This is a genomic window from Rarobacter incanus, assembly GCF_006715765.1.
Classification (GTDB): Bacteria; Actinomycetota; Actinomycetes; order Actinomycetales; family Cellulomonadaceae; genus Rarobacter; species Rarobacter incanus.
On the sequence record NZ_VFNV01000001.1, the window covers coordinates 1,242,553 to 1,264,301 of the forward strand.

Below are 21,749 nucleotides of genomic sequence, written 5' to 3' on the forward strand. Positions count from 1 at the left end.
CTTGTTGCGGGGGCCTTGTTATAGAATGATTCTCATGAAGCAAAATCTGCCTGCCGCGAGCAGATCCGCTCTCGGCGAGGAGGACGCGCAGTATCTAGCCGAGGTCATGCGCGCCTTGGCCTCGCCGCTGCGGTTGCGGATTCTAAGCTGCCTACTCGAAGGGCCCGCGACGGTCAGTGAGTTGTGCGAGCGGTTGGGCTCGGCGCAGGCTGCCGTGTCGAATCACCTGCGCCTGCTGCGCCACCTCAATCTCGTGGTCGGGGTCCGACACGGACGGAACGTCTGCTATCGGCTCTTCGATGAGCACGTGAACGACCTGCTGAACCAGGCCATCGGCCACGCATCTCACCTACCCGACCGAAGTTCAGAGTGACCCCTGGGTCCGGCGGTTGCCCCTGGCTTCGAGAGCGAGACGTGAGCGGGCGAGCAGAACCCGCGGGCCGCTGGGACGCGTGATCGATGCCTTCAAGAAAGGCCCCCTGCTGGGCGCGCCGCACCCCTCTTAGCGGCCCGCCTGCGCTGTCACAGGCGCGTGATTGAATGGGTATATGACAGCGAGACAACCAATGTGGGCGCCGGACGGAGACAATCTCATCGTAGAGGCAGACAACCTGGATTTCATCAAGACTCTGCCCGATGAGAGCTTCCGGATGATCTACATCGACCCGCCGTTCAATACCGGACGCACCCAGCGTCTCCAGTCCCTCAAGACGCGCCGCTCGGCGACGGGCTCGCGTGTCGGATTCAAAGGTCAGACCTACGAGACCGTCAAGGGCACACTCCACTCTTATGATGATGCATTCACGGACTACTGGGCGTTCCTGGAGCCTCGCCTGCTCGAAGCGTGGCGCCTCCTCACCCCCGATGGCGCGCTGTATCTTCACCTCGACTATCGAGAGGTCCACTACGCGAAGGTCGTCCTGGATGCGCTTTTCGGGCGCGAGAGCTTTTTGAACGAGATCATCTGGGCGTATGACTACGGCGCACGATCAAAGACCAAGTGGCCCACGAAACACGACAACATCCTGGTGTACGTCAAGGACCCCGCGAACTACGTTTGGAACGGCCAAGACGTGGACCGCGAGCCCTATATGGCACCGGGGTTAGTCACGCCTGAAAAAGCGGCCCTCGGCAAACTCCCCACCGACGTTTGGTGGCACACCATAGTTCCCCCCGCGAGCAAGGAGCGCACTGGGTACGCGACGCAGAAGCCGGTCGGCATTATTCGCCGAATGGTTCAGGCAAGCACCAACGAAGGCGACTGGGTGCTTGACTTCTTCGGCGGAAGCGGCACAACGGGCGCGGCGGCGCGTGACCTTGGCCGGCGGTGGGTATTGGTTGACAGCAACCCAGAGGCGATCGCCGTCATGGAAAGGCGGCTCGCCGACGGCGCTCTGGATTCTCGGGTCACAGTACTGCATACTTCGCAGGGTGAGTGAACCTACGAACCGAAACCCTGATTACGTTGAGCTTGTTGCCGCGTCGGCGTCGCTCGCCGACGCTTACGCGGCTGACGAGGACGACCCCTGGGCGACCAGCCCGTTTGGGTGGATCCTCAAGCTCCCCTCGCGCACCAAGGGTGCGGTGGGCGAGAAGCTGATCTCGAAATGGGCCGAGAGCCAGGGGTTCCCGGTCAAACGGTCACCGAATAGCGAAGCCGACCGCATCATCAATGGACACCGCATCGAGATCAAGATGTCGACGCTGTGGAGCACGGGCGACTTCAAGTTTCAGCAGATTCGCGAGCAAGAATACGACTACTGTCTCTGCCTCGGCCTGATGCCGCAAGACGCGCGCGCTTGGCTGCTTCCCAAGGATCTGCTGCGTCAGTACGTGATCGGGCACACGCCCCAACACACCGGCGCGGGGGGCTCGGACACCTTCTGGCTTGGGTTCCCGGCCGATAGGCCACCCGCCTGGATGGCGGAGTACGGCGACACCCTAGAAGACGTCGCCGATGCGTTCCGCAAAATGGGACGCGGGTCGCACGGCTAAACACCGCGTTGGGCCACCACCGCGTCGGGCTCCCGCGCTCGCGTGGTTTGAAAACACCTTGACCGATCCGATCACGCCTGCCGACGTTGTCCGCGCGTTCATTCTTGGGTGCAAGCGCGTAAGGAGTAGGAACGAGCGCCGACTCGCACGCCCCACAGCAGGCACTCCACAGCGCGCTCACCCCGCCCCTCCGTTCCAAAGACCGAGCGCAAGCGGCGCCATGCCCAAGAAGACAAACGCGGGGAGAAAACACGCGCCAAGGGGAATCACGAGCAGCACGCTCAGCCGCGCCGCGGCCTGAGCGGATCGTGCCGCTTGTTCCTCACGCACTCGCGTGCTCAGCGACTGCAGGGCGGCCTGCGCATTTGCGCCGTGGTTCCACGAGCCGCTTAACGCATCCAGCAAGCGCCGCGGCACGCCATCCACAGGTGAAGAAGCAGCCTCCCAGGAACTGCCCGCTCGCACGCGGGCGAGGAAGCCCGCGAGCGCCTCCCCCTCGGCCCCCGCAATTTGCTGCGCCGCGACCGAGAGCGCGACCAGCAGCGGAGAACCGGATCTGATCGCGGTGCTCACCACGGCGATCACCAGTTCATCGTCCAGCTGCGTTCGCCGATCGCTTGTCGCCCCGCGCTCGACGATGACCCTGCCACCCGCGATCCGGCGAGGCAGTCCTTCCACCGCCGCCGCTATTCCGGCTCCGACCAAGAGCCAAATCACCGTCCGCCCCCCGCTCGCGTTTGCCGCACGGCGGCCAGCTCCGCGCGCGCAAGAATAGTGCCGACCCAACGCACCCCCGCGGCCAAGAACCCCAGGCCAGCCACCGCGCTCATCGTCCCGAAACCCCCATCGACGTAGATCTCCCAGACACGCACGCCCAGCAGCGCAGACAGTAGGGCGGCAACCAGCGGCAGCGCCATCATGACGCGGGCGCTCATCTTTGGACCGGCGAATGCCGTTGCCCGCGCGCGCTGCGCCTCTTCGTGCGAGCGAATACTCGACGCGATCTGGCTCACGACGTCCGCTAGGGGGGAACCGAGTTCCCTCGACATTCCCGCAACCACGTGGACGGCCCGCGCGTACGCGTGCAGTCCGCCCGTTGGGCCGCTTCCGCGCGACGAATCCGGCATTCTTCCGCGCCCGACACCGCGCAGCGTTCCACCAACCTGACCTAGGTCCCACGCTGCAACCAAGGCCTTTGGGGTCGGCACGCCGTCCGCCCCGCAATTCACCCCCGCGGCCCTCCAGGCCTCTTGCGGCGGCGCGCCCACCCTCATAGACGACGCCACCGATTCCAGTGCAGCCGCGACATCTCCCCCGAACATCCCACCCGCAGGCGCGTCAGTGCCGAGCCGCGCAACACCAATTGCGCGTATCATCGCGCCCGGTCCGATCGGTGCGGAACCGCCCCCACTCGGGCAGCAAGCGGCCCCCACCCATCGCGCGGCCTGAACTGATTGCGCCCATCCCATTGCGCCACCGGTTCGATCAGTAGATCATCGCGGTTTGGTGCCAGAACCAGCATCGCGATATCCGTGACCCGACGCTCGACGCTGCCGCCAACGTCGACCCTGGAAACGTGCACTACCAGGTCGAGGGCGCTGGCGGCCTGATTCGCCAGCACGCGCGGCGGCAAGCCACACATCAGCCCCAACGAAACAAGCCGCGCGGCAACGTCGGCGGCCGTATTTGCGTGCAATGTGCCGATTCCCCCGGGGTGACCGGTGTTAAACGCAATCAGCATTTCGCGCAGTTCAGCGCCGCGTACCTCCCCTACGGCGATGCGGTCGGGGCGCATGCGTAACGCTTCCTTGACTAGTTGCTGCATCGAGACTTCCCCCACCCCCTCGGCATTCGCCCTGCGCGCCTGCAATCGAACGACGTGCGGGTGCGCGACATCGATCTCCTTCGATTCTTCGATCAGCACAATTCGTTCGTTCGTAGGGACTTGTTGCAACAGCGCACCGAGAAGTGTGGATTTGCCTGACCCCGTCGCGCCGGAGACTATGATCCCCATTTTCTCCGCGACGCACCTGCCGAGCAGGACCTCCCATTGCCGAGGCATCATGCCCCTGGCCGTCAGGTCGGCCAGCGTCCAGGGCTCGCTTCGCGGGATGCGCAACGAAATCACGGCACCGGAATCGACCAGGGGATGAAGCATCGCGTGGAGCCTGACCCCGCCGGGCAGCCTGCCATCGGCATGCGGGACCGCATCGTCCAATCTGCACCCGGCCGCCGCGGCCAATCGCATCGCGAGTGTGCGCACGTCACTGTCGGCCCCAATATCGATGTTCGCCTTTTCCAGACCGTTTCCGCGGTCCCACCACACATCGTTTGGCCCGTTGACAAGCACGTCGGTAGTTCCCGGGGTCGCCAGCAGTTCCTGCAATGGCCCGGCACCCGTCAGATCGGCCCAGACCCGCGCCAACACGTCGGCCTGTTCGGCGGAGGTCAGCATCCGTGTCTGCTCCCACACCCGCGCCCGCACGCGGTCATACGTCAGGTCCGCGCCATCGCGCACAAGGCCCTGCCTGATCGCACGCGCCATCGCCGCCGCCCGCTGCGCACCGCGTCCGCCCGCCCTGTCATCGGCACGGCCCCCGGGCGGAGCAGGTGGGGGAAAGTCGATCATGGTGCCTCGCCCCGCACCATCCGCGCAAGCGATGCGGCCGCATGCTCCGGTGTCGCGCCGCGCGGTGTGGCAGACCGCCCGGCATTCCACCGCGGCTTTGCCATGGACGGGCCAACCCCGCAATCGACCGCCTTCGGCAGCCCGCGAACATCGCGGATCACCGTCGCAACCCGGCAGCCGTAGGCGTTGGAAAGGTCCCACGGCGCCATAGTGTCGGCGCGTGCCACGCGCGCCGCGAGGTGCACCGGGGCCCCGCATGTCCGCACAAGGGCCGCGACCTTAGCAGCGTCAGTGACGCGCGGACGCGCGACCGCGATCACCTGCCCGATCTGGTTTCGCAGGGCTTCCCCGCGCCCGGACATCAGGTCCACGCACCCCACGTCTACGACAACAATGCGTTGCATGCTCAGCGCGTTGATGACCTCGATATGACCGGGATCACCGATGTCCGTGTCGGCGTCCGCGCCGCCCAGAATTGGCACCCCGTACCAGCTGGGCATGCTGGAGATGGCGCGATTCGGATCTCCCGCCGACGACCCAGCCATCAGGGCGGGCCAGCGCAGCCCATCGTCCAACTCGATTCCCGCCAACTCGAGCGCGTTGCCCAGTGGCCGCCCGTCCACGGCAACACCGCCCAGCGCGCCGGCCAGATGCAGGGTAAGGGTCGTGCACCCCGCCCCGCCGCTGGCGCCCGTCACCGCAATCACTCGTGAAGTCATGTCACAACCCTGATCTAGGTCGCATCAGCGACGCCCCCCAGATTCCAGGGTGTGGATAACTTTCCCCAGCGCTCCACTTCATCGCCAAAGCCGCTAGGCTCGTATATGTGAGCTCCCCCAAGACCGCGGCCTTCTTTGACCTGGACAAGACGATCATCGCGACGTCCAGCGCTGCGGCCTTTTCGCGCCCGTTCTTGGCCGGCGGCCTGATGTCGCGGCGCTCGGTCCTGCGCAGTGCCTACGCCCATTTCCTGTACATGATCGCGGGGGCCGATGAGGACCAAACCGAGCGCATGCGCCGGTACCTCTCGGACTTGGTGACCGGTTGGGACGTTTCCCAGGTGCAATCGATCGTCGCGGAGGCCCTGCACGACTACATCGACCCCTACGTCTATGCGGAGGCCGTCCAGCTCATCGCGGAACATCATGCCGCGGGGCGCGACGTTGTCGTGGTTTCCGCTTCCGGCTCCGAACTCGTCGAGCCAATCGCAGCGGCGCTCGGCGCCGATCACGCAATCTCGACTCGCATGGAGGCTGTCGACGGCCGCTACACCGGTCGGATCGATTTCTACTGTTATGGTCCGGCCAAGGCCGAGGCGATGCGGGAATTGGCCACCCGCGCGGGCTACGACCTGTCGCGGTCGTATGCCTACTCCGATTCGATCACGGACGCCCCGATGCTAGAGGCAGTCGGATTCGCATACGCCATCAATCCCGACCGCAACCTGCGCAAGTTGGCGGCGGAGCAGGGCTGGAACACGCTCGTGTTCACGCGCCCGGTGTCATTATGGAACGAGTTCCCCGTCTCCCGCACGACGGCCACCATTTCGCTCGCCGCGATCCTGACCGCCATCGCGGCGGTCATCGCCGTCGCTGCCTGGCGGCGCCACGCTCGCTGAAATACCAGCGATTCCAGGGTCCGCCGCGACCGCCGTTCACATTTCGGAAGAATCCGTCTCACTATTGCGCCAATTGTCGAGTAAATGTGGCGCAGGACACATTGTGGCAGCATAATTGAAGCACAACAAAAAATGGGAAAGCGGAAACCCACACGCGAGGCAACCCACTCACATCGGGTACGTCGAACACGCAGCAGCGGTAACGACGAACATACGGCGCGCTTGCTAGCCCGCTTTCCCAGTTGCAGGCGAATGGCGCTTCGACCACTTGGCGAAGTGCCATTCCCATGTTCAGCCATATCGGACTAGGACTGCGAAACCGTGCGCGCCCAACGGGCGCCTCCGGCCCGCAAGCTTCCCACGCAGCGAGCCAGGCGAGTACCACAGCGCGCGCCCAACGGGCGCCTCCGGCCCGCAAGCTTCCCACGCAGCGAGCCAGGCGAGTACCACAGCGCGCGCCCAACGGGCGCCTCCGGCCTTGCGGCGGCCGTTAGGCGGCGGGGGCGGCCTCGTCCTTGATCTTTTCTTTCCGCTTCGTCGAACTTACATACGCCAGCCCCACCATCGCGCCACCGACCAGGTTCCCCAGGCCCACGTAGAGCATGTTCGTCGCGTAGTGTCCGACGGTTGCGCCCTCGTAGCCGCTGAGCATCCCCACGGCGTAGGTCGTCATGTTCGCCACGACGTGCTCGAACCCGGAGGTAATGAAGGCCATGATGCACCAAAACACGACAATGAGCTGCGCGGTTTCGGATTTGAGGCGGGCAACCGACCAGATCGCAAGGCACACCAGCACGTTACAAAGCACCCCGCGGCCGAACATCTCGTAACCGGATTCGTGCGCCTTGGCCTTGAGCATGCTCTCCAGCATCTGCCCACCCGGCGTTTCCGGGCCCGCGACCTTAGACATCCACACAAACACGGAAAAGACCCACGCGCCGGCGAAGTTCGCCAGGAACGTGAACCCGAGCGTCATTCCCCATTGCTTGCCGTCGATGGCACGGCGCGCCCAACCCTGCGTGAGCGTCATCATCGACGAGGTTACCAATTCGCCGCCGGCGACGACGACCAAGGTCAACGCGACCGGAAAGACCAATCCGCTGACCATCTTCGCCCAGCCGGAACCATTGGCAAGCAGCGGCCCCGCGGCAGTGACCATGATGATCACGCCGACGCCAATGTAGGCGCCCGCGAGCATGGCCTGCACCAGGAATCGCCACGGCGCCGCAATGCCGTTCGCCTTCTTGGTGGCGTTGTAGTCCTGGAGTTCAAGGGTCTCGACTAAGTTCAGCACCCGACCATAGTGTCATCCCGGCCGGCCGGGCATTTGGGACTTTTTGCTGCGCTAACCGCGGTTTAGGACTCGAGCAGAATCGTCATCGGCCCGTCGTTGGTCAAGCTCACTGCCATGTCGGCGCCGAATACGCCCGTTTCCACCGTAAGTCCGTATTCATCGCGCAAAGTCGCAACGACCTGATCGACCAGAGGCTGCGCGACGGCGCCAGGCGCCGCGTTGTTCCAGGTGGGCCGCCTCCCCTTGCGCACATCCGCGTACAGCGTGAACTGGGAGACGACTATCACCCAACCGTCCGCCTCCCGCACGCTGCGTTCGCCCGCCAGCAATCGCAGATCGGCGACCTTGCGGGCGATGTAAGCCACGTCACCGGGCCCGTCCTCGTGCGTCACACCAACCAGCACAACCAGTCCCGGCCCCGCCTGCGCGGCCACGGTGGCCCCGCCTACGACCACCTCGGCTCGCGTCGCCCGCTGCACTACCGCCCGCATGCCCAGTCCCCTATCCGCACACCGGCAGGCCGCGTCCCCGCGCGGCCGCCTCCAAACGTGAATCCCACACGGCGAAGATCATATCGCTCGAATTGAACCGTTCCGCTGCCGCCAGGTGCCAGGCGTCGTCGGCGCGGATGTCGCATTCGACCGCGAGTCGCGCCGCGCGTTCCGCCGCACCCGGACTCGCCTCCATGACGCACATCTGCGCGAGCGCCGCCTCCCATTGCCGCAGGGCGGCGACCATATCGGCCTCACCGAGAAGCGCCGCGCGCCGCGCCTGCGCCAAGGCGGCGGGGACCTGCACCCGCGCGACATGCGCAGTGATCAGCGCGTCGGCCCTGACCCACAGGCGCCGCGCCAGCGCGGTCCGCGGCGAGTGCACGCACAGCGAGACCAGCGCTGCCGCGTCAAAGTACACGACCGCCATCTCTCAGCGCCGCCTGCGGGAAAACAGTGCGGCAACCGCGCCCTTGGACTCCGTAGCGGGGCCGGATTCACCGGCTACGGCCGCGGGCGGCTCGGCTCGAGGGCTGGCCGGCAAACTCAGCAGGCCTTCTTGTACAAGTTCGGTGATCAGATCAGCGCAACCCACGGCGCTGAGCCGCGCAACCGGCACGCCGCGTTCCGTGATAACGATGTCCTCGCCGGCCTTGCTGCGCTCGATCCACGACTTGAGTTCCGCCCGAAAGGCGCTCACGGAGACGTCCATGCACCAATGGTACAAGACCGGCGTGTCAATCCGTACGTTATTGCGCCACCCCGCGCCTATGTCCCCTGGATCATCCCCACCCGCGGTAGGCCCTTCATGAGCGGCCCATGCCCTGCGGGACGATCGACGGATTGCCCGCTGGGATCCACAATCGGCTCCTGCGCCGCGCTCACCACCACATCGGGTGCGCTCTGGCTGACGACATCCAGGGGCGCATCCGCGGCCACCGAACGCTTGATAAGAGCCAAGGCGATCGGGCCCAGCTCATGATGACGAACGGACGAGGTCACCGTCCCCACCACCCGGCCCGCCGCCAGGACACCACTCCCGTGCTCCGGCAGGACGTCGGCGGAACCGTCAAGGTGCAAGAACACCAGCCGCCGCGGCGGCCGCCCCAGGTTGTGCACGCGCGCGATCGTTTCCTGCCCCCGGTAGCAGCCCTTGTGCAGGTGGACGGCCGTGCGGAGCCAATCGACCTCGTGGGCGATGGTCCTGGCGTCCACCTCGCTGCCGTAGCCAGGTCGCCACGCGGCGATCCGCATCGCCTCGGCTGCCCATGTACCGGCCGGGGTGAACCCCTGCTCGGCCAGGTCCGCAACCACGTCGCGCGCCGCTGCGGCGGGCACCGCCACCAGCTTCCAGCGCCTGGCGACCCCGGGGTGGATGTCCTCGCCGGGGCCGTAACGGGTACCTCCCGGGGCGACATGCGGCCACGGGTCTTCCCAGATCAGGTACCCGGCAGCCGCCGCGGGGACGTCCCCGTTGAACCCCAGCACGGCAAAGTTCTGGGAATCATCAACGACACTGACGCGCATAGCGAACCGCATCTTCGTCAACCATTCGCCCACGTACCGCGCTTGCGCGGGCTCCACGATTAGCCACGTCGATGCACCGTCGTCGACAACGCCCAGCGCAGCCTCAAGCTTGCCCTGCGGGCTCAGCAGCAAAGTCTCGGTGCCGACCCCGGGCGCTAAACCAAGCAAAGACTGACTCGTCAAGGAATTCAGCCACGTCAGTCGGTCTTCCCCGGCAACCCTGATGACGGCAAGATGCCCCTGATCGACGACGGCCCGGCCGCGCTCGAGCGCGCGCTGCTCGGCAACGGGGTCCCCGAAGTGCCAGGCAACCCGCCCGCCTTGGTCCGCATCGGCCACCGCACCGGGCAGTTCAAGCATGCCGGTAAGCGCCACTACTGGCTCACTTTCTCCATCGCGACCGACACGTAGGGTTGCAGCGGTTGATCGAAGGCGGACAGTTCCCACAGCCACATGAGCTGGCCCTTGACCAGCCCGTACATCCGCTTGGAGGCCGCTACCGCCGCCGCGCTCGAAGTGCGCGCAATGACATCCGAAACCAGGGTCGCGCGGCCGTTATCAGCCCCACCGAGGTACACGCAAACGCGTCCGGCCGGGTCGCTAATCATCGCCTCGAGCGGCGCCAGCGACTCCGCCAAGCCCTCCGGTTGTTGGGGGGCGACGCGCCAAAATCCGGATTCCGTAGACCAAGGGGCGGTGGCCTCGTCGGAAATTGTATTTATGTCGCACCGGTATTCGTAGAACGGGCCGGTGCCCGGGGCAAAAGTGACGTCCACGACGATATCGGTGCGCGCAATACCCGGGTAGCTCAGTTCGCCGCGTCCGCGCCAATGACCATTGAGGAACGCGACGGGGTATAGCTCCGGCGGGAAGTCCTGCGGGAGTTCAATCACGGGGTGATTTCATTACGACTTGAACAGGCGGTAGACGATGTAACCCGCGAACCAGGCAACCGTCACCGTCACCAAAACCAGCAAGCTCAAAAAGAAAGTTTCAAGCGCCTGAATATCCATGTTGCAACCCTACCGGAGTATGCGGCGCGTTGCGTGGCCGCGAAGTCCCTCATCTAGCAGGACTACACGACCAGGGTCAGGCGAGCGATCGCGTATAGAAACGGACCCGCGGCGACGATCGGGGCCGCGATAGCTGCCCACGCAGCGCGCGCGGAACGCAATGCCGGGATCCGCACGAAGAGCATATGGCTCATCGCCACCGCCAGGCCGGACAGAACCCCCACGGCGATCGCGGTCAGCATCCGCATGGGGATTATTGACTGCGCGACGACGACCGCGCCGACCACCGCCGCCAAAGAAGAGGTTGTGAACGAGGCCCACCCGTACATGGGTAAGGCGGCGATCACCGCAGCAACGGCCAGCGCGATTGCCCCCAACGTGATGACCTTATGGCCCACCACCGTGCGGTCCGCGGCTAGCCAGCCCGCGGCGCCAGCGACCAGAACCGCCCCCGCTACGGTGCCGAGCAGGGATTGCGTGAGCCTGCTGCGATCGTCCGGCCGCGTCAACTCATTGATGAACGCCAGGACCACCGCAAAGGCCAGGACAAGCGGCACGGACCTGATCCACGGTTCCCGCGGTGCCGCGAAGACCACCGCCAAAGCCCCCAGCCCGGCAAGCGCGATGACGAGCGCCGAACCAACCCGCGCCGGCAGGCCCAGAAGAACCGGCCACCCTATTGCCATAGCTATGACCACAACAGACAGGACAAGCGCGGTGCCACTCACTCCCCACGCCGCCCCCGCGGCCAGCAGCGATGCACCAATCGCGGTGGCGACAGAGCGCGTCGACAGGTCGTAGATGGTAGGAATGAACTTCACCTAACAAGTGTCGCAGACGCGGCGCCACGCGGTGATTCTCGCTTGATCGATAAAATTCGCGGTACGGTTTACCAGTAGCGACCACCCACGCCACAGCGACCCAGGGAGGCTAACCGATGGCTGAGCTCTTGTTGCTCACCGCTGCGACGGGAAGTTCAGCCACAGTCCTTCCCGCGCTGGGCCTGCTCAACCACCACGTGCGGGTGCTCCCCATGGAGCCGTCTGCGCTGATCGAGGCCCCCGACTCCGACGTCGTTTTGCTCGACGCGCGCAAGGATCTTGTGACGGCGCGCACCACCTGCCGCATGCTGCGCGCCACCGGGCTGACCGTCCCGCTCATCCTGATCATGACCGAGGGCGGGTTGATGGTGTTGACCGCCGACTGGGGTGCGGACGATTTTATGCTCGACACGGCGCCGCCCGCGGAGGTGGAAGCCCGCATACGTCTGGTGCGCGAACACGACAGCTTTGCCGGACACGACGAGCAGCCGGAAGAAATCTCCACCGGCGACCTGGTCATCGATGCCTCCGGGTACACGGTCCGCCTGCGCGGGCGCGCGCTGGACCTGACCTATAAGGAGTTTGAGCTCCTCAAATACCTGGTGCAGCACCCCGGTCGCGTCTTTACCCGCGCGCAACTACTGCAAGAGGTCTGGGGATACGACTACTACGGTGGTACGCGCACCGTAGACGTCCACGTGCGGCGCCTGCGCGCCAAACTCGGATCCGAGTATGACCAGCTGATTTCCACCGTTCGCAACGTCGGGTACCGGTTCGACCCGCCCAAGGATCGCCGCAACGCGGGCGGCCCGCAGGGGCACGAACCAGCGGCGGTCGAACCCGATGCCGATCCCGCAGCACAGGAAGCGCCCGAAGCGGAAGATTCATAAGCGATGCCAGCCGATTACTCCGAGATTCTGCTGGACGGTCCCTGGACGCACCGCAACGTCGCCGCGAATGGATCGCGATTCCACGTCGCCGACGGAGGCGACGAGGACACTCGCGCCGTCCCAGTTATCCTTCTCCACTCCTTCCCGCAAATGTGGTGGACGTGGCGCCACCAGCTGGCGGCCCTAGCAAGTGCAGGTTATAGGCCCATTGCCGTTGACCTGCGGGGATACGGCGCCTCAGACAAGCCTCCGCTTGGCTACGACATTCCCAACATTTGTCGCGATGTGTCCGGGGTCATCCGCGCCCTCGGATTGCGCGAAGCCGTCATCATCGGCCATGGTTTGGGCGGTGTGGTCGCGTGGTCGATGCCCACGGTGGTGCCCGCGGTGACGACCGCGGTCGCCGCGATTTCGGCACCACACCCCGCGCGCATCCACGCTTCGGATCGCGGTGTGCATTCGCGCACCGTGCGCCACAAGATCGTCTCCCTGCGCCTCCCCGGAGTGGCCGAGCACCAACTGGCCCACACAGATATGGTCGCCCGCATCCTGAAGTTCGGCGCCGTGATGCCGTGGACGACCCAGGCATTGAACACCTACCGCACCGCGATGCGTTTACCCTCCGTCCCGCGCACCAGCCTGGAACCACTCCGGTGGCTCACAAATCATCGGGTGACTCCCACGTATCGCCGGTTCCTCAGCACCGTGCGGGGCGGCATATCGGTGCCCGCGCTGCAACTATCGGGCCGCTTTGACCCCGTGTTCGATCCGCGTTGGCTCACGGTCGACGCCGCCGCCTTGTGCTCGCAGTACCGCAGCGAGCAAATCATGGCGGCGGGTCATTTCGCCCACGAGGAGCGACCGGACGCGGTCAACGAAATCCTGCTCGACTGGTTGGGTTCGCTGCCCGGCGCTACACGCTAGGGGCACCCGCCCCCTGCCCGCGGGCGTTCCCCGCCGTCGGAGCAGGTGAGGCCGATGGGCACAGCGGGGCGAGCGCGCATTGCGCACAATTCGGTCTGCGAGCCGCACATACCCGACGCCCCAGGAAGATCAGACGGTGCGAAAGCAAGGGCAGCTCCCGCGCGGGAAAGATCGCCGTCAGGTCCCGTTCGACCCCCAGCGGATCGGCGTGTGACGTTAGCCCGAGCCTGCGCGCTGTCCGCATCACGTGCGTATCGACGGCAAGCACGGGCGCCCCAAAGGCCTCAGCCATCACGACGTGAGCCGTCTTTCGCCCGACCCCAGCAAGACCGACGAGTTCCCCCTCGTTCGCCGGCACCTCGCCCCCATACCGATCGTCCACTTGGTGAGCCATCTCGATGATGTTCGCCGCGCGGCGCGTCCCGAACCCCAAGGAGTTGATCACCGCGCGCACCCGCGCGGTGTCCGCGGACGCCAAGTCGACGGGTTGCGGCCACCGCGCGAACAGTTCCGGGGTGACGGCGTTCACACGTTTGTCGGTCGTTTGCGCCGAAAGAACGGTCGCGACCAGGAGCTGCCATGGAGACGAATAGTCCAGTTCGCAGCGCGCATCGGGAAAGGCCTGCCCCAAGCGCTCATATATCTGTGCGGCCCGCAGAATCGCCTGATTCCGGGTATGCGATGGCTCCATCCACACATGATCTCAAACGCCACGTTGTGCGACGGCATCGCAACGCTCGTCCCGCGGGTCCGTGTGGCTGCAGCGGACTCGCCGCCAACCGCAAAAGCGTCAATTCATCCGGTGAAATTCTCAAGCTGAGCGGGTGAGTTGCCGAAAGCCACCTGTGAAAGGAAGTAGCGATGCCCGACCTGCAGCATTCCACCATGTCTCAGCGACTCAACGATCGACGCGGATCCTTGCGGGCCCAGCTGTCGGCCGCCAGCCATTGGCGTCGCCTTGTGCGCGCAAAGATCGACCTCACGGTGGCGCGTGCCGCCGGGCCCAACCAACTGTTGCCCATCGACGCGAGCGAGGAAAGCACGCGGGCGCTCAATGAAGCGCTCGGCGAGGCTACTACCGTCCCTTCCGACCTTTTCGAACTGAGCGACCTACCGCGCCTGCGCGAACTGGATGAGCTCCTCACCTTGCGCGAAGCCGCACTGCGCCGCGACCTGATGGAGGTTACCGACCAGCTAGTCCAGCACCTCGCCGAACTCTAAGGTGGCGCAATAGCAGGTAGGTTTGTCACTATGGGTCATGGCCCGGTTGACGAAGCAAGACGAGAGGACGCCGTGAGCACCGAGAACACCGTAATGAGCGCCCCCCTATTCGCAGGCATTGACCAGGAAGAGGCCAGCTCGCTCATCCGGTCAATGACCCAGATTCGGCTGCGCCGTGGCGATGTGCTGTTTCGCGAGGGCGAACAAGGCGACCAACTTTTCGTGATTACCGCGGGCAAAGTCAAGCTGGGCAGGACATCGCAGGACGGGCGCGAGAACCTGCTCGCAGTGCTGGGTCCCGGCGAGATGCTCGGGGAACTGTCGCTGTTCGATCCCGGGCCGCGAACCGCCACCGCGACGGCGGTCGCGGACGTGACGCTTCTTGAGCTGCCCCACGAGCGGCTTGCCGTGTGGATACGCACTCATCCCGCAGTGGCTATGCCACTCCTTGGCGCCCTTGCGGTGCGCCTGCGACGCACCGACGAGGCGCTGGCAGACCTGGTCTTCTCGGATGTCCCCGGGCGCGTTGCCAAGGCCCTGCTGGACCTTGCAGACCGTTTTGGGCAGCCGGAAGGCGACGGGGTGCGCGTGACCCACGAACTGACGCAGGAAGAACTGGCGCAGTTGGTCGGCGCTTCACGTGAAACGGTAAACAAGGCACTCGCGGATTTCACGACACGGAAATGGATCAGGCGCGACGGACGCACCATCATCTTGGTGGAACTCGACCGCCTGCGCCGGCGGGCACGGTAGGCAATTCGCGTGCCGCAGGGCCGCCGCCGCTCACGGCGGCCCGGTTGCAGCGGCCCGACCGCCAAGGCCCGCTCACAGTGGCCGCAGCAAGGAACCGCCGCGGCTAGCGCCAGGGGTGGGTCATTTGGTTCCGACCCGCACGACGAGCTCGATTTCGACCGGCGCGTCCAGCGGTAGCACGGCAACGCCGACGGCGCTGCGCGCATGTGCCCCTGCGTCGCCGAAGATTTGCCCAATTACTTCGCTGGCACCGTTGACGACGCCCGGTTGGCCCGTGAAGGTCGGATCGGATGCGACAAACCCGACCACCTTAACCACCTGCTCCACGCGGTCCAGGGACCCCACTTGCGCCGCTACGGCTGAAATCGCATTGAGCATCGCTGTACGCGCAAGGTCGCGCGCGGCGTCGGGGCTCACCTGCCCCGCACCCGTTCCAACCTTGCCCGCGATCGGCAATTTGCCTTCGACGAGCGGAAGTTGCCCCGCCGTCCACACCAGGTCGCCGGAGCGTATCGCGGGCACGTAGTTGGCCAGAGGGGATGCTACCGGCGGCAATTCAATGCCAAGCGCCGCGAGGCGCGCTGAGATGGAGCCAGCCATGATCAGCCCTCCGCCTTGGGGCGCTTCAGGTAGGCGACCAGGCCGTTGCCGTCGGGGCCGGTCACCACCGTGACGAGTTCGTATCCCTCGTCCCCCCAATTGTCCAGGATCTGCTTAGTGGCGTGACTGATCAGCGGCACCGTTACGTATTCCCATTTTGTAGTCATGGTCAAAGCCTACTGGTGTTTCACGCAACGATTACATGATTTCCACATACCGTCTTTGCGACTTCCCCCTCGCCTCCGCGCCGTTCGCGTACCCTGGGATGCATGGGTTTTCAGTCGGTGCGTGGCAAGCTTCCTCGTAAGTCGAAACATACGGTAAACGTCGCGGCGCTGTTCGCCGCAATCGCGACCTTCGTTGCAGCTTCTCTTGTCGGCGGGCTGCTGGTCGGTGCGCTGGCGGCACCGCTGGCCATCGGCGCCTCGAAAGTGACCGATGGCGGGGTTGAGCTTTTCAACGGCCTGCCCGACAGCCTGGAGACAACCAAACTCTCGCAGGCCAGTTACATCTATGCGCGGGACGGCAAAACCCTCCTCGCGTCGTATTACTGGGAGAACCGCATCGTCAAGCCGCTTTCGGCAATCTCCACGAACCTGCAAAACGCAGTCATCGCCACCGAGGACAAGCGATTCTACGAGCACGGAGCGATTGACATGACGGGTATGACCCGCGCGCTCGTGAACAACGCTATGGACCGGGACACGCAGGGCGCATCGACGCTGACCCAGCAGTACGTGAAGAACGTGCTCATTGAGCGGGCCCACGCCGCCGGCGACACGGAGGGAGTCACCGAGGCGTCCGAGGGCACCTACGAACGCAAGCTGCGCGAAGCGCGCTTGGCCATTGCGCTCGAAAAGACCAAAACGAAGAACGAGATCCTTGAGGGATACCTCAACATCGCCCAGTTCGGAAAGTCCGTATACGGAGCAGAGGCAGCCGCGCAACACTACTTCGGCGTTTCCGCCAAGGAACTCAGCATCGTTCAGGCCGCCACCATAGCCGGCATCACCCAACGCCCCAGCGCCTACGATCCAACGGTGCACCCGGAAGCCTCCGAACGCCGCCGCAACATCGTCCTCAGCCTGATGTATCAGCAGGGATACATCACGAAGGAAGAATACGAGGAGGCGCGCAAGCAGCCCCTGGCCGACACCCTCGACGTGCAAGACATCAAGCAGGGATGCGCGGCCGCCGAATCAGCGGCATTTTTCTGCGACTACGTCACGAAGGTCATCACGCAGGACCCGACATTCGGGAAAACCACCGAAGAGCGCACGGAGTTGCTCTATCGCGGCGGATTGCGAATAGTCACGACGCTCAACGCGAAGCTGCAAAAGACGGCAACGAAGATCCTCAAGAAGTCCGTTCCCGCCAACGATCCCCACGGGATAGCAACGGCGATGACCAGCGTCGAGCCCGGCACGGGCGAGATCACCGTCATGGCGCAAAACCGCGATTACGACGCCAGCGACAACCCCAAGAAGTACACAACGGCGATCAACTACAACACCGATCAGGAACACGGCGGTTCCCGCGGGTTCCAGCCCGGATCGACCTTCAAGCCGTACACCTTGACCGCCTGGCTGCAGGCGGGTAAAACACTCAACACGGTCGTCAATGGGTCCGGTCGCACCTACAACCTCAGCTCGTTCCCGGCGTCGTGCACCGGTTTCGCCGGAACGTGGACCCCGGGGAACTCCGAGGGAGCCCGCCGCGGCAGCATGACGGTCTTGACCGCAACCGCACTTTCGGTGAACACGGGATACGTTGCGATGGCCTCGCAGCTGGACCAGTGCGATATTGCCAAGGCAGCTTACGAAGTCGGCTTCCGCCCGTCGCTTTCCAATGGTGAGGATCTGTCCAAGAACTACTTCACTGAGGACGGCATCGAAGTCACCCCATCGATGACCCTGGGTATTCAGAACACCTCGCCGCTGGCGCAGGCCTCCGCATACGCAACCTTCGCCAACCAGGGAAAGTACTGCACGCCGATCGCGATACTCTCCGTCAAGGATTCCGACGGCAAAGACCTGGATGTTCCCGAGGCGGACTGCCACCGCACTATCAGTTCCGATGTCGCCAACACGGTCACGTACGCGCTGCAGCAGGTCCCGAAGGCGGGGGGCTCCGCTCCCCTCGCCGTGCTGTCCGGCGGCCGCCCCGCGGCAGGTAAGACCGGAACCGCGGGCACCAACACCCACACGTGGTTCGTGGGATTCACCCCGCAACTGTCGACCGCCGTGTGGGTGGGCAACCCCACCAAAGACGTCAAGATGCGCTACATCAGCATAGGCGGGCGTCCGTCCCAAATCATCTACGGTGGAACCATCGCGGCCCCGACCTGGAAGACCTTCATGGACACCGCTCTCAAGGGCAAAGCGATCAAGAAGTTCCCTTCCCCCGATTACTCGCTGGTGGGCCGCGCCGCGGTCATCAAGACATCGTCGTCGCAGACCAAGTCCGATTCATCCGATAGCGGTTCGAAGAAATCGACGGGGAACTCGTCGGATAAAAAGGACTAACGGGAGTGCGTGAACCCAAGCGGCCCACGCCGCGCCGTCTTGCGCTCGCTGCCGGGGTGAGTGCTGCGGCGGCCGGCGCCGCGCTGGCATGGGGTGCGATCGAGTCGCACCTCTTCACCGTCCGCGACTATCGGATTCCGATCCTCCCCGCGGGCACCCGCCCGCTGCGGATTCTGCAGGTTTCCGACCTGCATCTGATCCCAGAGCAAGCCGACAAAATTGCCTGGGTCCGCGAACTCGCAACGCTCGAACCCGACTTCGTCTTGAATACCGGGGACAATTTCGGTTCCCCCCAAGCGCTCTGGCCGTTGCTGCACGCCCTGGAGCCTCTGCTGGCATTCCCGGGCGGATTTGTCCTGGGTTCGAACGACTACTTCTCGCCCCAATTTCGCAACCCGCTGCGGTATCTTCTTGGCCATTCGGGTCAAGCCGCGCGCCGACGGACACACCCCGATCTGCCGTGGCAGGCGTTCACCCAGCGCATGGAGGAGGCCGGCTGGCTGGACCTCAACAACCAGCGCCACCTCTTGGCTTGGGACCGGATCGGCATCGACCTTGTTGGCCTGGATGATCCTCATATTGGACGAGATTCCCTCCCCCCGCGTGTTGCCTCCCGCGAGGATTCACCCGTCCGGGTGGGAATCGTCCATGCACCGTACCGGCGAGCTCTGGATACGCTGCACGCGGACGGTGCGCAATTCATCATTGCCGGGCACACCCATGGCGGACAGATATGCGTGCCATGGTTTGGTGCCCTGACGTCGAACTGCGACCTGCCGCCACGCCTCGCCAGTGGGCTCCACACATGGCCGGACTGCCGACGGGGTGCGGTCAGCGATCGAGACCCAAGCTGGCTGCACGTTAGCGAAGGCGTTGGCACAAACCCATTCGTCCGCCTGCGTTTCGCGTGCCGGCCGGCGGCCAGCATGCTCACCCTCGTTCCGCGTGGTGAGGGCGCTTTTTGATATTGCCTGAAACTCCGATAGAGTGTATTGGCTCGACAGCCACGGGGTGTGGCGCAGCTTGGTAGCGCGCTTCGTTCGGGACGAAGAGGTCGCAGGTTCAAATCCTGTCACCCCGACAAATTCGGCTAGGGCCCGCGCAACGCGGGCGCTAGCCGATTTTTTATTGCGCTGCCAGGATTTGGGAGGAGAAGCCCCTGTGGGGCTTCGACGGTTCCTTTCACCTCGACCAAATGCAATGGCTCTGACCAGCGGAAACGCTGGCCGGAGCCCTTTGTCATGCCACCGCCGAATCGCCGTCAGTACACATTTTGGACCATAGCCGCACTCGACGACCCCGCTGGTCGAGTTGCCCGCGCAGCGGGCGTATCGAGACCACCCCCGCGCGCGCCGAGCGCGCCCCTTCCAGTCGAAACCCCTGCTCAAACCACCGCACTCGAACCAAAACCCCGCACTCGGCGTCCCCGCGCACCCTCTCACGCGCCGAGCGCACCCCTTCCAGTCAAAACCCCCTCACAAACCACCGCACTCGAACCAAACCACCGCACTCGGCGTCCCCGGGCACCCCCGCGCGCGCCGAGCGCGCACCTTTCAGTCAGGGCCGGCCAAGAACGGCGACCTTCGCGGGTCGAGCCGCCCGCGCACTCGAACCAAACCCCCGCACTCGACGACCCCGGACACCCCCGCACGCCAAGCGCGCAACTTTCAGTCAGGGCCGGCCAAGCACGCATGCGCCTCGACGCCGGCATCCGACTCCAAGACGTCATCGCGAACGCCGGTCTCGACACGTTGGCAGCCCTCGCCGAGTGGGCGCCCGCATGGCTCGACACCCAACACCACGCCACCCCGTCAGGGCTCACCGCAGGCAAACCCGCACCCACCTCCTATGCCCACCTGCACCACCTCATCGGTGACCGCGTCGCGGAACTCCTCGGAGACATAGCAAGAACCGCCCACGACGCCGCAACTGACGCCCAGGCCGTCACGGCCTACGCCGAATCCATCCTGGACTACCTCCAAACCACCATCGACGGTCAACCCGCCACCGCCACCGCCACCGGCCTCAGCGTCACACTCACCGCGCACTACGCCGAACAAGCAGCCCGCGGCCGCACCACCAACGAAGACGACGCTGCTTAGCCCCACGAACCGGTGTGGTGCCGCCCCGATCCTTGCCGGAGACGGCACCACACCGCATTACGCTGTGATCGTGAAGGTGACAGACGAGCCAAGTTGCACATATAAGTGAAAACTGCGACGATGGCGGGACTCGGTGACAGCGCCGTAGCGCACCACCCAATACTTGTCAGGAGATGACCTGCCGTGACTGACACAATCGTCACCACTCCCATACAGCGCGCAGCAGCTCAGGCGATCACCCATGCAGTGCCTGTAGATGAACCTTTGGTCGTCAACGTTCGGAGCGCAGACAGTTCGGAGGAGATTCAGCTACCAGCGTTTCTGGCGACTCTCCTGCGTAACGTACTCGAAGGCGTCGCATCCGGGGCGAATATCGTCATCAGTACTATTCCCGAAGACCTCACCTCGACGGTTGCCGCGAAGCGCCTAGGAGTGTCACGCCCAACTTTGATGAAGTTGATTGCACAAGGGGATATCGATGCGTTCAAAGTCGGCACGCATACACGGGTTAAGACCGCAGAGATTGAGCGGTACAGGAAGCAACGGTTCGAGAGACAGCGATCCGCCTTCGAGGAATTCCGGAACGTAGACCGCGTGCTTAGTTCGGGAGAATAGGCTGAACTAACGACGATGCCCGGACTCACGAAGGTATTGCCTGACGCTAACACTCTCTTCAGTCGCACTCTGCGCGACTGGATCTTCCTCGTGCGCTTGGAAGCGTCGTCAAGCATGTACACATTGCATTCGACAGAAGATATCCTCACTGAGTTCATCCACGCATATAGGAAGGCATATCCGGCCGCGTCCGGCGAGACCATTCGGGGCCAGCGTGCGCGGATCGTCACTACCATTGATTCGATGATTGAGCAATACAGTGTCGACGGCAGTTACACCGGAAACGATGTACACGACCAACATGTTCACGCAGCAGCGTGTGCGGGCAATGTCGACATCGTGATCTCCTCGGATATCGACCTACTATCAACTAACGACGATCAGGACGCCTACGAAGTCCAGCACCCCGACACGTTCCTCTGTCTTGTTGCCGATTCCTCACCTCGATTGGTCAAGAATGTGGCTATCAAGCAATTGATGTACTGGGAAACGCATGGCGGTGAGCGAATGGTCCCATCGCTACAATCCGCAGGTTGCCCAAAGTTTGCTGAGAAGGTCGCGGACCTCATGGGTTCGGAACTGAAGAAGCCCTTCGGGACACACCTCAAACATGTGCTCGCTCTGCCGCGCGACTAAACCAACTACTTCATCCCTCCCGTCGTGGGGGGACCAAGACCGCCCGAATCAAAGCTGGCAGTTGGCAGCTGTCGTGGACAGCCGGGCCACCTTCA

27 protein-coding genes and 1 tRNA gene are annotated in these 21,749 nt (G+C 64.5%); 14 read left to right on the forward strand and 14 right to left on the reverse strand.

Annotation, left to right across the window (positions count from 1 at the left end):
• Positions 1–34: 34 nt before the first annotated feature.
• The 3 genes from FB389_RS05300 (at position 35) to FB389_RS05310 (ending at position 1,995) form a co-directional block, all read left to right on the forward strand.
• Positions 35–373: an ArsR/SmtB family transcription factor gene (locus tag FB389_RS05300; RefSeq protein WP_142111696.1), complete on the forward strand. Its 339-nt coding sequence runs from the start codon at positions 35–37 to the stop codon at positions 371–373.
• Positions 374–548: 175 nt separating this feature from the next.
• A complete protein-coding gene (locus FB389_RS05305; RefSeq protein ID WP_142111697.1) occupies positions 549–1,439 on the forward strand; it encodes a DNA-methyltransferase in 891 nt (296 codons plus the stop codon).
• A complete protein-coding gene (locus FB389_RS05310; RefSeq protein ID WP_142111698.1) occupies positions 1,432–1,995 on the forward strand; it encodes a hypothetical protein in 564 nt (187 codons plus the stop codon). Before FB389_RS05305 ends, FB389_RS05310 begins: the two co-directional genes overlap by 8 nt.
• Positions 1,996–2,172: 177 nt before the next feature.
• Here FB389_RS05310 and FB389_RS10435 read toward each other — a convergent pair whose 3' ends face one another.
• The 4 genes from FB389_RS10435 to FB389_RS10445 all read right to left on the reverse strand — a co-directional run bounded on the left by FB389_RS10435 (position 2,173) and on the right by FB389_RS10445 (position 5,343).
• Complete coding sequence (locus FB389_RS10435; RefSeq protein ID WP_170207882.1) at positions 2,173–2,712, reverse strand: type II secretion system F family protein; 540 nt, start codon at positions 2,710–2,712, stop codon at positions 2,173–2,175.
• A complete protein-coding gene (locus tag FB389_RS10440; RefSeq protein ID WP_211344957.1) occupies positions 2,709–3,269 on the reverse strand; it encodes a hypothetical protein in 561 nt (186 codons plus the stop codon). Before FB389_RS10440 ends, FB389_RS10435 begins: the two co-directional genes overlap by 4 nt.
• Before the next feature lie 98 nt (positions 3,270–3,367).
• On the reverse strand, positions 3,368–4,624 hold the full coding sequence (locus FB389_RS05320; protein ID WP_170207884.1) for a TadA family conjugal transfer-associated ATPase: 1,257 nt from the start codon (positions 4,622–4,624) through the stop codon (positions 3,368–3,370).
• Entirely contained in the window at positions 4,621–5,343 is a 723-nt protein-coding gene (locus tag FB389_RS10445; RefSeq protein WP_170207885.1) for a CpaE-like family protein, read from the reverse strand. The genes FB389_RS05320 and FB389_RS10445 overlap by 4 nt, the downstream gene beginning before the upstream one ends.
• A 107-nt stretch (positions 5,344–5,450) precedes the next feature.
• Here FB389_RS10445 and FB389_RS05325 point away from each other — a divergent pair, with 107 nt between their 5' ends.
• Positions 5,451–6,242: an HAD family hydrolase gene (locus tag FB389_RS05325; protein ID WP_142111701.1), complete on the forward strand. Its 792-nt coding sequence runs from the start codon at positions 5,451–5,453 to the stop codon at positions 6,240–6,242.
• A gap of 490 nt (positions 6,243–6,732) precedes the next feature.
• On the opposite strand, the gene FB389_RS05330 is transcribed toward FB389_RS05325, so the two are convergent.
• The 7 genes from FB389_RS05330 to FB389_RS05360 form a co-directional block, all read right to left on the reverse strand.
• Positions 6,733–7,536, reverse strand: coding sequence for a formate/nitrite transporter family protein (locus tag FB389_RS05330; protein ID WP_142111702.1), 804 nt, complete (start codon positions 7,534–7,536; stop codon positions 6,733–6,735).
• A 62-nt stretch (positions 7,537–7,598) separates the two neighbouring features.
• A complete protein-coding gene (gene dtd / locus FB389_RS05335; RefSeq protein ID WP_142111703.1) occupies positions 7,599–8,027 on the reverse strand; it encodes a D-aminoacyl-tRNA deacylase in 429 nt (142 codons plus the stop codon).
• 10 nt (positions 8,028–8,037) lie between these two features.
• Positions 8,038–8,457, reverse strand: a complete 420-nt coding sequence (locus FB389_RS05340; RefSeq protein WP_142111704.1) for a type II toxin-antitoxin system VapC family toxin — start codon at positions 8,455–8,457, stop codon at positions 8,038–8,040.
• 3 nt (positions 8,458–8,460) lie between these two features.
• A complete protein-coding gene (locus FB389_RS05345) occupies positions 8,461–8,739 on the reverse strand; it encodes a type II toxin-antitoxin system Phd/YefM family antitoxin (RefSeq protein ID WP_142111705.1) in 279 nt (92 codons plus the stop codon).
• A 56-nt stretch (positions 8,740–8,795) separates the two neighbouring features.
• On the reverse strand, positions 8,796–9,929 hold the full coding sequence (gene ygfZ / locus FB389_RS05350; RefSeq protein ID WP_246043535.1) for a CAF17-like 4Fe-4S cluster assembly/insertion protein YgfZ: 1,134 nt from the start codon (positions 9,927–9,929) through the stop codon (positions 8,796–8,798).
• A complete protein-coding gene (locus FB389_RS05355) occupies positions 9,929–10,447 on the reverse strand; it encodes a heme-binding beta-barrel domain-containing protein (protein WP_142111706.1) in 519 nt (172 codons plus the stop codon). Before FB389_RS05355 ends, ygfZ begins: the two co-directional genes overlap by 1 nt.
• Positions 10,448–10,629: 182 nt before the next feature.
• Entirely contained in the window at positions 10,630–11,388 is a 759-nt protein-coding gene (locus FB389_RS05360) for a hypothetical protein (protein ID WP_142111707.1), read from the reverse strand.
• A gap of 116 nt (positions 11,389–11,504) precedes the next feature.
• Here FB389_RS05360 and FB389_RS05365 point away from each other — a divergent pair, with 116 nt between their 5' ends.
• Together FB389_RS05365 and FB389_RS05370 are read left to right on the forward strand one after the other, a co-directional pair.
• Positions 11,505–12,278 (forward strand): response regulator transcription factor, encoded by a 774-nt coding sequence (locus FB389_RS05365; RefSeq protein WP_142111708.1) that lies wholly within the window; start codon positions 11,505–11,507, stop codon positions 12,276–12,278.
• A 3-nt stretch (positions 12,279–12,281) separates the two neighbouring features.
• Positions 12,282–13,202 carry an alpha/beta fold hydrolase gene (locus tag FB389_RS05370; protein ID WP_142111709.1) on the forward strand — a complete coding sequence of 307 codons (921 nt, stop codon included), beginning with the start codon at positions 12,282–12,284 and terminating at the stop codon, positions 13,200–13,202.
• Here FB389_RS05370 and nth read toward each other — a convergent pair.
• Positions 13,192–13,893, reverse strand: coding sequence for an endonuclease III (nth, locus tag FB389_RS05375; protein ID WP_142111710.1), 702 nt, complete (start codon positions 13,891–13,893; stop codon positions 13,192–13,194). The genes FB389_RS05370 and nth overlap by 11 nt on opposite strands.
• Positions 13,894–14,063: 170 nt before the next feature.
• Between nth and FB389_RS05380 the strand changes: the two genes are divergently transcribed.
• Positions 14,064–14,423, forward strand: coding sequence for a hypothetical protein (locus tag FB389_RS05380; RefSeq protein ID WP_142111711.1), 360 nt, complete (start codon positions 14,064–14,066; stop codon positions 14,421–14,423).
• 30 nt (positions 14,424–14,453) lie between these two features.
• A complete protein-coding gene (locus FB389_RS05385; protein ID WP_142111712.1) occupies positions 14,454–15,176 on the forward strand; it encodes a Crp/Fnr family transcriptional regulator in 723 nt (240 codons plus the stop codon).
• A gap of 120 nt (positions 15,177–15,296) precedes the next feature.
• On the opposite strand, the gene FB389_RS05390 is transcribed toward FB389_RS05385, so the two are convergent.
• Positions 15,297–15,776: a RidA family protein gene (locus tag FB389_RS05390; RefSeq protein ID WP_142111713.1), complete on the reverse strand. Its 480-nt coding sequence runs from the start codon at positions 15,774–15,776 to the stop codon at positions 15,297–15,299.
• A 2-nt stretch (positions 15,777–15,778) separates the two neighbouring features.
• The gene (gene sp36 / locus FB389_RS10450; RefSeq protein ID WP_170207795.1) at positions 15,779–15,943 is read right to left on the reverse strand and encodes a Sp36 family protein; all 165 of its coding nucleotides are present in this window, start codon (positions 15,941–15,943) and stop codon (positions 15,779–15,781) included.
• Positions 15,944–16,045: 102 nt separating this feature from the next.
• Between sp36 and FB389_RS05395 the strand changes: the two genes are divergently transcribed.
• The 6 genes from FB389_RS05395 (at position 16,046) to FB389_RS10565 (ending at position 21,654) form a co-directional block, all read left to right on the forward strand.
• Positions 16,046–18,301 carry a transglycosylase domain-containing protein gene (locus tag FB389_RS05395; protein WP_142111714.1) on the forward strand — a complete coding sequence of 752 codons (2,256 nt, stop codon included), beginning with the start codon at positions 16,046–16,048 and terminating at the stop codon, positions 18,299–18,301.
• Between the two features lie 5 nt (positions 18,302–18,306).
• The gene (locus FB389_RS05400) at positions 18,307–19,266 is read left to right on the forward strand and encodes a metallophosphoesterase (RefSeq protein WP_246043536.1); all 960 of its coding nucleotides are present in this window, start codon (positions 18,307–18,309) and stop codon (positions 19,264–19,266) included.
• Between the two features lie 42 nt (positions 19,267–19,308).
• Positions 19,309–19,382: transfer RNA gene (locus FB389_RS05405), tRNA-Pro, on the forward strand.
• A gap of 610 nt (positions 19,383–19,992) precedes the next feature.
• The gene (locus FB389_RS05410) at positions 19,993–20,403 is read left to right on the forward strand and encodes a hypothetical protein (protein ID WP_142111715.1); all 411 of its coding nucleotides are present in this window, start codon (positions 19,993–19,995) and stop codon (positions 20,401–20,403) included.
• A gap of 183 nt (positions 20,404–20,586) precedes the next feature.
• Positions 20,587–21,018: a helix-turn-helix domain-containing protein gene (locus tag FB389_RS05415; protein ID WP_142111716.1), complete on the forward strand. Its 432-nt coding sequence runs from the start codon at positions 20,587–20,589 to the stop codon at positions 21,016–21,018.
• 15 nt (positions 21,019–21,033) lie between these two features.
• Positions 21,034–21,654 (forward strand): PIN domain-containing protein, encoded by a 621-nt coding sequence (locus FB389_RS10565; protein WP_142111717.1) that lies wholly within the window; start codon positions 21,034–21,036, stop codon positions 21,652–21,654.
• Positions 21,655–21,749: the final 95 nt, after the last annotated feature.

Bases quoted from the DNA above. Each gene is read 5' to 3' on its own strand.
- FB389_RS05300 (WP_142111696.1), top strand. From the start codon at position 35: ATGAAGCAAAATCTGCCTGCCGCGAGCAGATCCGCTCTCGGCGAGGAG.
- FB389_RS05305 (WP_142111697.1), top strand. From the start codon at position 549: ATGACAGCGAGACAACCAATGTGGGCGCCGGACGGAGACAATCTCATC.
- FB389_RS10440 (WP_211344957.1), bottom strand. From the start codon at position 3,269: ATGAGGGTGGGCGCGCCGCCGCAAGAGGCCTGGAGGGCCGCGGGGGTG.
- FB389_RS05320 (WP_170207884.1), bottom strand. From the start codon at position 4,624: ATGATCGACTTTCCCCCACCTGCTCCGCCCGGGGGCCGTGCCGATGAC.
- FB389_RS10445 (WP_170207885.1), bottom strand. From the start codon at position 5,343: ATGACTTCACGAGTGATTGCGGTGACGGGCGCCAGCGGCGGGGCGGGG.
- dtd (WP_142111703.1), bottom strand. From the start codon at position 8,027: ATGCGGGCGGTAGTGCAGCGGGCGACGCGAGCCGAGGTGGTCGTAGGC.
- FB389_RS05340 (WP_142111704.1), bottom strand. From the start codon at position 8,457: ATGGCGGTCGTGTACTTTGACGCGGCAGCGCTGGTCTCGCTGTGCGTG.
- FB389_RS05345 (WP_142111705.1), bottom strand. From the start codon at position 8,739: ATGGACGTCTCCGTGAGCGCCTTTCGGGCGGAACTCAAGTCGTGGATC.
- FB389_RS05365 (WP_142111708.1), top strand. From the start codon at position 11,505: ATGGCTGAGCTCTTGTTGCTCACCGCTGCGACGGGAAGTTCAGCCACA.
- FB389_RS05370 (WP_142111709.1), top strand. From the start codon at position 12,282: ATGCCAGCCGATTACTCCGAGATTCTGCTGGACGGTCCCTGGACGCAC.
- nth (WP_142111710.1), bottom strand. From the start codon at position 13,893: ATGGAGCCATCGCATACCCGGAATCAGGCGATTCTGCGGGCCGCACAG.
- FB389_RS05380 (WP_142111711.1), top strand. From the start codon at position 14,064: ATGCCCGACCTGCAGCATTCCACCATGTCTCAGCGACTCAACGATCGA.
- FB389_RS05385 (WP_142111712.1), top strand. From the start codon at position 14,454: ATGGGTCATGGCCCGGTTGACGAAGCAAGACGAGAGGACGCCGTGAGC.
- FB389_RS05390 (WP_142111713.1), bottom strand. From the start codon at position 15,776: ATGGCTGGCTCCATCTCAGCGCGCCTCGCGGCGCTTGGCATTGAATTG.
- sp36 (WP_170207795.1), bottom strand. From the start codon at position 15,943: ATGACTACAAAATGGGAATACGTAACGGTGCCGCTGATCAGTCACGCC.
- FB389_RS05395 (WP_142111714.1), top strand. From the start codon at position 16,046: ATGGGTTTTCAGTCGGTGCGTGGCAAGCTTCCTCGTAAGTCGAAACAT.
- FB389_RS05410 (WP_142111715.1), top strand. From the start codon at position 19,993: ATGCGCCTCGACGCCGGCATCCGACTCCAAGACGTCATCGCGAACGCC.
- FB389_RS10565 (WP_142111717.1), top strand. From the start codon at position 21,034: ATGCCCGGACTCACGAAGGTATTGCCTGACGCTAACACTCTCTTCAGT.